Source organism: Amycolatopsis roodepoortensis, from assembly GCF_024628825.1.
GTDB classification, from domain to species: domain Bacteria; phylum Actinomycetota; class Actinomycetes; order Mycobacteriales; family Pseudonocardiaceae; genus Amycolatopsis; species Amycolatopsis roodepoortensis.
The window spans coordinates 1,126,559-1,134,771 of record NZ_CP102415.1; the positions used below are offsets into that span (position 1 = coordinate 1,126,559).

General features: G+C 69.8%; 9 protein-coding genes. 6 read left to right on the forward strand and 3 right to left on the reverse strand.

What is annotated here, in order from left to right; genetic code table 11:
- Positions 1-275: 275 nt before the first annotated feature.
- The gene (locus tag NQK81_RS05370) at positions 276-1,370 is read left to right on the forward strand and encodes a S1 family peptidase (protein WP_257487303.1); all 1,095 of its coding nucleotides are present in this window, start codon (positions 276-278) and stop codon (positions 1,368-1,370) included.
- A gap of 21 nt (positions 1,371-1,391) precedes the next feature.
- On the opposite strand, the gene NQK81_RS05375 is transcribed toward NQK81_RS05370, so the two are convergent.
- Positions 1,392-2,288: a LysR family transcriptional regulator gene (locus NQK81_RS05375; protein ID WP_257487304.1), complete on the reverse strand. Its 897-nt coding sequence runs from the start codon at positions 2,286-2,288 to the stop codon at positions 1,392-1,394.
- Positions 2,289-2,368: 80 nt separating this feature from the next.
- On the opposite strand from NQK81_RS05375, the gene NQK81_RS05380 reads away from it, so the two are divergent.
- Both NQK81_RS05380 and NQK81_RS05385 read left to right on the forward strand, forming a co-directional pair.
- Positions 2,369-2,776, forward strand: coding sequence for a hypothetical protein (locus NQK81_RS05380; protein WP_126736991.1), 408 nt, complete (start codon positions 2,369-2,371; stop codon positions 2,774-2,776).
- Positions 2,773-4,341 (forward strand): multicopper oxidase family protein, encoded by a 1,569-nt coding sequence (locus NQK81_RS05385; protein WP_257487305.1) that lies wholly within the window; start codon positions 2,773-2,775, stop codon positions 4,339-4,341. Before NQK81_RS05380 ends, NQK81_RS05385 begins: the two co-directional genes overlap by 4 nt.
- A gap of 56 nt (positions 4,342-4,397) precedes the next feature.
- Here the strand turns inward: NQK81_RS05385 and NQK81_RS05390 are convergent, their stop codons facing one another.
- A complete protein-coding gene (locus tag NQK81_RS05390) occupies positions 4,398-4,601 on the reverse strand; it encodes a hypothetical protein (protein WP_257487306.1) in 204 nt (67 codons plus the stop codon).
- Positions 4,602-4,846: 245 nt separating this feature from the next.
- Here NQK81_RS05390 and NQK81_RS05395 point away from each other — a divergent pair, with 245 nt between their 5' ends.
- From NQK81_RS05395 to NQK81_RS05405, 3 genes are read left to right on the forward strand one after another with little or no spacing between them, the layout of a single operon-like run.
- Positions 4,847-5,200, forward strand: a complete 354-nt coding sequence (locus tag NQK81_RS05395) for a RidA family protein (RefSeq protein ID WP_257487307.1) — start codon at positions 4,847-4,849, stop codon at positions 5,198-5,200.
- Complete coding sequence (locus NQK81_RS05400) at positions 5,193-5,837, forward strand: helix-turn-helix transcriptional regulator (protein WP_126736995.1); 645 nt, start codon at positions 5,193-5,195, stop codon at positions 5,835-5,837. The genes NQK81_RS05395 and NQK81_RS05400 overlap by 8 nt, the downstream gene beginning before the upstream one ends.
- The gene (locus tag NQK81_RS05405; protein WP_257487308.1) at positions 5,834-6,793 is read left to right on the forward strand and encodes a pyridoxal-phosphate dependent enzyme; all 960 of its coding nucleotides are present in this window, start codon (positions 5,834-5,836) and stop codon (positions 6,791-6,793) included. The genes NQK81_RS05400 and NQK81_RS05405 overlap by 4 nt, the downstream gene beginning before the upstream one ends.
- Before the next feature lie 430 nt (positions 6,794-7,223).
- Here NQK81_RS05405 and NQK81_RS05410 read toward each other — a convergent pair whose 3' ends face one another.
- Positions 7,224-8,201 (reverse strand): alpha/beta hydrolase, encoded by a 978-nt coding sequence (locus NQK81_RS05410; RefSeq protein ID WP_257487309.1) that lies wholly within the window; start codon positions 8,199-8,201, stop codon positions 7,224-7,226.
- Positions 8,202-8,213 lie beyond the last annotated feature (12 nt).

The window sequence follows — 8,213 nt, forward strand, 5'->3', positions numbered from 1 at the left end:
GATCACGTGAGTTACGCCCCTGATCACGCGAATGACGCGTCTGAGCACGCGAGTCGCGCGTTTGCTGTGCGCGTATCCGTCGGTAGCCCGAACGGCGGGTACCTATTTTTCTTCCTGTCCAACGAAAGTCGGTATCCGCCACCGGGGCGGCGGATCACCATGATCGGCACCGGATCACCGGCGCCGGGTCGCCTTGGCCGTGCCCGGCTACCCCACCGTGTCCAGCGCGGCCACCCCTCGCGCTGGATGTCCCCTCGCGAAAGTGAGACACCGGTATGCGCACAAACCCCTTAGCCCGTACCGCCACGACACTGGTGGCCGCGGCCGCGGTCGTCGGCTTCCTCGCCCCGTCCACGGCCACCGCCACCACCATCGCGGGCTACTCCCCCACGGTGCAGCACGAGGCGGTGACGTCCCTCGCCGCCGAAGCCGGGATCAGCCAGGCCGCCGCCGTCGAGTTCCTCCGGACGCAGACGGCGAGCGTCGAGAAGCTGCAGCAGGTCACCGCTTCGCTCGGCTCCCGTGCCGCGGACGGGTATCTCGACGACGCCGCCAAGCCGGTGGTGAACGTCCTCGACCAGGCCGCCGCGGACCAGGTCACCGCGACCGGGGCGCAGGCCCGGATCGTCAAACACTCCAGTGCCGCGCTGGCGGGGGCGCAGAACGCCCTCCAGGCGCTGCCGTCGGTCGCGCACACGTCGATCGGCCTCGACCCGAAGGCCAACCAGGTGGTCTTGACCATCTCCGACGCGGCGAAAGGCACCGAAGCCCTCGTGAAGGCCGCCGAAGCACTCGGCGACCGCGTGCGCGTGGAGCGGACCACCGGCGAGATGCACACCGCGATCTACAACGGTGAGGCCATCACCGGCGGCGGCACCCGGTGCTCGGTCGGGTTCAACACCAACCGCGGCGGCCAGAACTACATCCTCGACGCCGGCCACTGCACCCGCGCGGTCTCGCAGTGGAACGTCGGACCGTCGCAGGGAGCCAGCTTCCCGACCAACGACTACGGCCTGATCCGCAACACCACCGGCAGCGCCCCCGGCGCCGTCACCCTGTGGAACGGCTCCACCCAGCGGATCGCCTCCGCCGGTACCGCCACCGTCGGGCAGCGGATCAGCAAGAGCGGCAGCACCACCCGCCTCACCTCGGGTTCGGTGCAGCGGCTGAACGTCACGGTGAACTACGCCGAAGGCTCGGTGTACCAGCTGATCCAGACCAACGCGCTGGCCAACCCCGGCGACTCGGGCGGCTGCCTCTTCTCCGGCAGCGTCGGCCTCGGCATCACCTCCGGCAAGGGCAGTGGTACCTCGTACTACCAGCCGATCGGCGAGGCACTGAGCGCCTACAGCGTCACGCTCAACCCGTAAGCGCGCCCCACCGGGCCCCGGTCACCTCGACCGGGGCTCGGCCCGCGCGAGGAAGTGGCCGACCAGGTGATCGCGGAACCGTTGGGCGGCAACGGAAAGGTACGTGTCTTCGCGCCACGCGACGCTGAGCACGCGGCGGCAGTCGGGATCGTCGACGTCCAGCCAGACCACCGCCGAACCGGTGACGGCGCGCAGCCCCAGCGAAGGCACCAGCGCGATGCCGAGCCCCGCGTCGATGAGCTGGAAGAGCACTGCGGCTTCGTCTCCCTCGCAGACGACGTGCAGTTCGAGCCCGGCCTTCGCGAAAAGACGATCGACGAGCGCACGCTGCCAATAGCCGGGTCGCGTGGTGAGGAACGGCTCGCCCTCGAGATCCGCCAGGCCGACGCGGCCACGGTCGGCGAGCCGGTGGCCGGCGGGCACGCAGAGCATCACCGCTTCGTCGAGAAGCACGCGGCTGCGGATGTCGTTGCCCGTCAAGGGCTGCGAGGTGACGCACAGGTCGACGTCGCCGGCTCGGAGCTTCTCCGCCATCCCCTCCCCCGACGCCTGGGAAAGCCGCACGTCCACCAGCGGGTGGCCGGGGACGAAGGTGCGAAGCGGTTCGGTGAGGACGAGCAGGCTTTCGGCCGCGACGGCGACGGTGCCGCGTTCGAGCCCGGCGGCGTCGTCCAGTTCCTGACGGGCGTCGTCGAGTTCGGCCAGCGCGCGGTCGACGCGGCGGAGGAACGCGGTGCCGAACCGGTTGAGCCGGATCCGGCGGCCGTGCCGGTCGAACAGCGGGACGCCGAGCTCGTTCTCCAGCCTGGCCAACGTCCGGCTGAGCGACGGCTGCGCGACACGCAGCTTTTCCGCGGCGCGGCCGACGTGTTCGAGCCGGGCGACCGTCTGGAAGTACCGGAGCGCCAGAAGATCCACTGCTGATACCCCACCTGTAATGAACAGATAACCGATCTTGTCTTGGACAGCATAAGGCGTCGGCTCCTACGTTCGATCACGTGAGTGAAACCCTGACCAGCCCGAGCCGGAAGGCGAACGGGACACTGGTGGTGAACCGGGTGCTGGTGAGCGCCCACGCCGTCGCGATCATCGGCCAGCCGGTGTTCGCCGGCGGCTATCTCGGCGGCGATTACGACATGCTCTGGCTGCACCGCTGGGGCGCCGACGCCGTGTCGTACCTGGCGTACGCGCAGATCCTGGCGGCGCTGGTCCTGTGGCTGGTCCGCGGACCGCGCTGGCTGTTCTGGATCAGCCTGCTGCTCGCGCTGGGCGAGACCGGGCAGTACCTCGCCGGGATGACGGGCGCGCTCGACCTGCATATCCCGCTCGGCGTCGCGCTGGTCACCGCGACGGTGCTGACGACCATCGCGGTCTGGCGGCCCCAGACCTGGCGGGTCGACCGATGAGCGGGCGACTGCCCCGCCGGACCTTCCTCGGGCTCGCCGGCGGTGCCGGTGTCCTCGTCGCCGCGGGGATCGCGGCGCCCCGCCTGCTCGCGCAGGGCGCTCCGGGGACCGGCGAGTTGCTGCGCAGCGCACTCCCGTTGCCGGAGCCCTTTCGCGTACCGCTGCCGATCCCGCCGGTCCTGCGTCCACAAAGGACCGCCGACGCCGATCACTACACCATCACCCAGCGAGCGGCGACGGCCGAGATCCTGCCCGGCGTCCGGACACCGATCTGGGGCTACGAAGGGATCTTCCCCGGTCCGACGATCGAGTCGCGGCGGGACCGGACGGTCGTGGCGCACCACCGCAACGAACTTCCCGTGCCGACCGTGGTCCATCTGCACGGCGGGCACACCCCCGCCGACTCCGACGGCTATCCGACCGACCTCGTCCTGCCGCGGTCCGGCTGGACCACCGCGCACACCGGGCACGGCATGGCCGATTCCCGGGCGCGGATCTCGAACGGGGAACGCGACTACGTCTTCCCTCTGCGGCAACGGGCCGCGACCCTCTGGTACCACGACCACCGCATGGATTTCACCGGTCCGGCCGTGTACCGGGGACTGGCCGGGTTCCACCTGATCCGCGACGACGAGGAGGACTCGCTCGGGCTCCCGTCCGGGGAGCGCGAACTGCCGCTGATGATCGCCGACCGGTCCTTCGACGAGCACGGCGCCTTCGCCTATCCCTCACTAGACCGGACCCTGCGGACCACGCCGGGAGTGGAAAGTGCTTACGTCGAAGGCGTTTTCGGCGACGTCGTGCTGGTCAACGGCGCGCCGTGGCCGGTGCACGAGGTGGCGGCCGTCAAGTACCGCCTCCGGGTGCTCAACGGCTCCAACGCCCGGCGCTACGACCTGGCGCTCGACCCGCCACCGCCCGGCGGCGGCGGTTTCGTGCAGATCGGCGCCGACCAAGGCCTGCTGGACGCGCCGCGCGAACACGACCATCTCCCCATCGCGCCGGCGGAACGGTACGACCTCGTCGTCGACTTCGGCCGGTATCCGGTCGGCACCGAGGTCACCCTCGTGAACCGGCTCGGGACCGGGTCGACCGCTCAGGTCATGCGGTTCGTCGTCGCGCGCCGCGCGGCGGACGACAGCCGGGTTCCGGCGAAACTCAGCGAAATCGCGCCGCTCACTCGCGAACAGGCCACGACCACGCGGGAGTTCTCGTTCCGGGCGGGTACCGTCCACGGCCGCGCGGGCTGGGTGATCGGCGGGGAGCCGTTCTCGCCGGACGTGATGTCGGCGAGCACGCGCCTCGGCGACACGGAGATCTGGCGGTTCGTCGCCGACATCCACCATCCCGTGCACCTGCACCTGGTGGGTTTCCGGATCCTCTCGCGCGGAGGGCGTCCACCTGGGCCGTTCGACGGGGGCATCAAGGACACCGTGGACCTGGCCCCCGGCGAGTCGGTCGAGGTCATCGCGCGGTTCGACGGCTATCGCGGCCGCTACGTCTTCCATTGCCACAACGCCGAGCACGAGGACATGGCGATGATGGCGAACTTCGAGGTCATCTGACCGAGGCCGGGAAAGGGCCGTCCGGAACGGCCCTTTCCCGATCCGTCGGGACCGGCTCAGCTCACGCCGAGCAGGGCCGCGAGTGCCTGGACCAACGACGCGGACAGGCCGGCGATGGTGCTGTCGAGATACTCGGCGATCGGCGTGAGTTCCGCCGCCGACGCCGAGCCGCCGAAGACGGCGAGCATCGGCACCGCCAGCAGGCCGGCCGCCAGGCCCCGCTTCGTCCAGCGGCGGGTGGTGCTCTGGGTGTCGCGCATGGTGTACATCCTCTCGGCTGTGGATGTGCGGACAGGGACCGCACGCCGAGGAGGCTGCCTTGATCACCGAAGGCCGGACAAGGCGGTTCACCGCCATTTGACGATCATGAAACAGCGGTCGCTCGTCCGAGTGAAGCCCGTTAACCCGAGCGACTACCCGCGAGTAACACCCCGTTCACCAGGTGAGCGGCAGGTCACTTGATATCTCGTTGGACTTTCCGTCCAGGACTTATACAGTCAGTCTCGTGACCAACGAGCATCCGTACCCGCCCGCCTTCCGCAGCGGCGACCTGGTTTCCGTGTCCGGGCGGCTCGGCGTGACCGAGACCGGCGCGCTGGTGCCCGGCGGCTTCGACGCCGAATGCCCGCAGGCCTTCGCCAATCTCGACGCCGCGCTGCGTTCGGTGGGTGCGACGAGGGTCGACGTGGTGAAGGTCGTCGTCTACCTGACCGACATCGCCGACCGCGACGGCCTCAACCGGGTCTACGAAGAGTTCTTCGCCGAGCCCCGGCCCGCCCGGACCTGTGTCGGGGTCGCGTCGCTGCCCTACGGCGGCGTGGTCGAGGTCGAGGCCCTCGCCCGAGTACGCGATGTCTGAGCAGGACGCCATCCTCGACGCGCTCGCCCCGGTCGCCGACGGGATCGCGGCGACGCTCGGCTCGTTCTGCGAGGTCGTGGTGCACGACTTCCGCCGTCCGGAGCGGTCGGTGGTCGCGATCGCCGGCTCGGTCACCGACCGCACCGTGGGCGGATCGATGAGCGAGATCGGCATGGGCCTGCTCGCCCGCGGCGACGACGCCGAAGACCAGCTGAACTACGTGACCAGGACGGCGTCGGGGAAACTCGTGAAGTCGTCGACCATGCTGCTGCGCGACAGCGGCGGCTCGGTGTTCGGCGCCTTGTGCGTGAACCTCGACGTCACCGCGCTGGGTCAGCTGCGGACCCTGGTCGGCGAACTCGCCGACGTCGGCACCGCCGCCGAAACGCCGACCACCACCTTCGGCGACGACGTCGACGCGGTGGTGGACGCGATCGTCGACGAGCATCAGCTCCGGCTGAACAAACCGTGGACCGCGCTCAGCCGCGACGAACGGCTCGACCTGTTCCGCAGCCTGCACGCGCGCGGCGTCTTCGCCGTGCGGCGGGCCGTGCCGCAGGTCGCGGCGCGGATCGGGATCTCCCGCGCCTCCGCTTACAACTATCTCGCCGAAATCCGTGATCAAGGAGCATCATGACCGCCCCCGTGACCATCGACGACATCCGCGACGCGGCCGCCCGCCTGGCCGGGGTCGCCCACCGGACCCCGGTCGTGCGTTCCCGTACCCTCGACGAGCTCGTCGGCGCCGAGGTCTTCGTCAAGTGTGAGAACCTCCAGCGCGTCGGGGCTTTCAAGTTCCGTGGCGCGTACAACGCCGCTTCGCGTCTCTCGCCGGAACAGCTGGCAAAGGGCATCGCCGCCTACTCGTCGGGGAACCACGCCCAAGCCGTCGCGCTCGCCGCGCGGGAACTCGGGAGCAGCGCGGTCATCCTGATCCCCGAGGACACCCCGCAGTCCAAAAAGGACGCCACCGCGGGCTACGGCGCCGAGATCGTCACCTACGACCGGTACACCGGCGACCGCGTCGCGATCGGCGAGGCGCTGGCGGCCGACCGCGGTCTCGCGCTGATCCCGCCGTACGAGCACCCGCACGTGATCGCCGGACAGGGCACCGCGGCGCTGGAACTGCTGGAGGACACCGAATCCCTGGACACCCTCGTCGTCCCGGTCGGCGGCGGTGGCCTGATCGCGGGCAGCTCGACCGCCGCGAAGGCCGTGCGGCCCGGCATCCGCGTGATCGGCGTCGAACCCGCCGAGGGCGACGACACCAAACGCTCGCTGGACGCCGGGGAACGCGTGTCGATCCCGGTGCCGCGGACCATCGCCGACGGCCAGGCCGCCTCCATCCCCGGCGAACTGACCTTCTCGATCAACCGGCGGCTCGTCGACGACATCGCGCTGGTCACCGACGACCAGGTCCGCGACGCCATGCGGTTCGCGTTCGAACGGCTGAAGCTCGTCATCGAGCCGAGCGGGGCGACCGGGCTCGCGGCACTGCTCAGCGGCCGGGTGCCCGCTTCGGGACGGGTCGGGGTGATCATCAGCGGCGGGAACGTGAGCCCGGAACGCTTCGCCGAACTGATCGCCGGCTGACCTCACCGCATTTAGCCCTCTCGATGCGGTGCCCCGTGGACGACCTGCGGTGCACTGGCGTCGCGAAAGCCACTTTCGGGACGTCTGATGTCCCGAAAGTGGCTTTCGCGACACCCGGCAAGCGCTGGCATCTCGTTTCGCCACCGCGCCCGCCGGCCGACGTTGCGAAAGCCACTTTCGCAACGTTGAAGGTTGCGAAAGTGGCTTTCGCAACGCCTTGCGAGGGTCTGGCGCGTGACTCGCGTGATCAGACGCCGCACTCGCGTGTTTGGAGACGTAACTCGCGTGATTGAAGGCGTAACTCGATGTGCGGCCTTCAATCACGCGAGTTACGCCCCCAAGCACGCGAGTTACGCCTTCGATCACGCGAGTTACGCCTTCGATCACGTGAGTTACGCCTCTGATCACGCGAGTGCGACGTTCGGTCACCTCACAGGCCGAGCCCGCCCGCCAGGACCGGCCAGGAGTTCCGCAGCGCCCGTTGCCAGTAGGGCCAGCTGTGCGTCCCGTCGCCGTAGTAGTCGACGGTCGCCGGAATCCCCTTGGCCTTCAACCGATCCGTGAAACTCACCGAGGAGGCCAGCGCCTGGGGCTCGAAGATATCGGACTGCCCCGGCGGGTCGAGCGGACCGGTCTTCCCGTTCCCGCAGGAGATGTACAGCGCCGTGCCGCGAAGGCCGTCGACGTTGTCGTACGGGTTGTTCGCCGTCCAGATCGGCCGCATCCCCCAGCTGTCGCCCCAGAGTTCGAGGTAGTTGAAGATCCCGGCGCGGGCCAGGATCCCCTGGATGAACAGCGGAGCCCCCTGGTTGAGGGTGTTCGGCACCCCGCTGTAGGACGCCGCCGCGGCGAACATCCCCTTGTGCTTGTACGAGTACGCGAGCGCGCCGTAGCCGCCGATCGACAGGCCAGCGACCGCCCGGCGCGTCCCCGCCCGGTACCCGCGTTCGACGATCTGCCGCACCTCCAGGGTGTGGAAGGTGTCCCAGTCGGGAGTACTCCGGAGCCCGAAGTTCCACCACTTGGTGTACATCCCGGCGGGCCCGCCGGTCGGCATGACGACGAGGGCGTCCTTGTCCGCGGTGAACGCCTTCACGTCGGTGAACTGGTCCCACGACCGGTAGTCGACCGGTTCGCAGCAGCCGTGCAGCAGGAACAACGTCGGCCAGGTCCGCGTGGGCTGCGCGGCCCAGCCCGCCGGGACCAGCAGGCGGACCATGCCGGTGGTGCCGAGCGCGGGCGAGCTGATCTTGAGGTCGACGGTGCGCGCGTCCAGCCAGGTCTCCTCGACGACCTTCGCGCCGTTGTCGGCGGTGACCGGCGCGGGCGCCGCGCTCGCGGGGACCGGGCTTCCGAGCAGGGTCACCATGGCCAGCGCCAGCAGACCCCACCGCCGGGTTCGCTTCATCGTTTCTCCTTG

Excerpts from the sequence above, each read along its gene's own strand:
- NQK81_RS05370 (WP_257487303.1), top strand. The coding sequence starts at position 276 with ATGCGCACAAACCCCTTAGCCCGTACCGCCACGACACTGGTGGCCGCG.
- NQK81_RS05390 (WP_257487306.1), bottom strand. The coding sequence starts at position 4,601 with ATGCGCGACACCCAGAGCACCACCCGCCGCTGGACGAAGCGGGGCCTG.
- NQK81_RS05400 (WP_126736995.1), top strand. The coding sequence starts at position 5,193 with ATGTCTGAGCAGGACGCCATCCTCGACGCGCTCGCCCCGGTCGCCGAC.
- NQK81_RS05410 (WP_257487309.1), bottom strand. The coding sequence starts at position 8,201 with ATGAAGCGAACCCGGCGGTGGGGTCTGCTGGCGCTGGCCATGGTGACC.
- NQK81_RS05405 (WP_257487308.1), top strand. The coding sequence starts at position 5,834 with ATGACCGCCCCCGTGACCATCGACGACATCCGCGACGCGGCCGCCCGC.
- NQK81_RS05385 (WP_257487305.1), top strand. The coding sequence starts at position 2,773 with ATGAGCGGGCGACTGCCCCGCCGGACCTTCCTCGGGCTCGCCGGCGGT.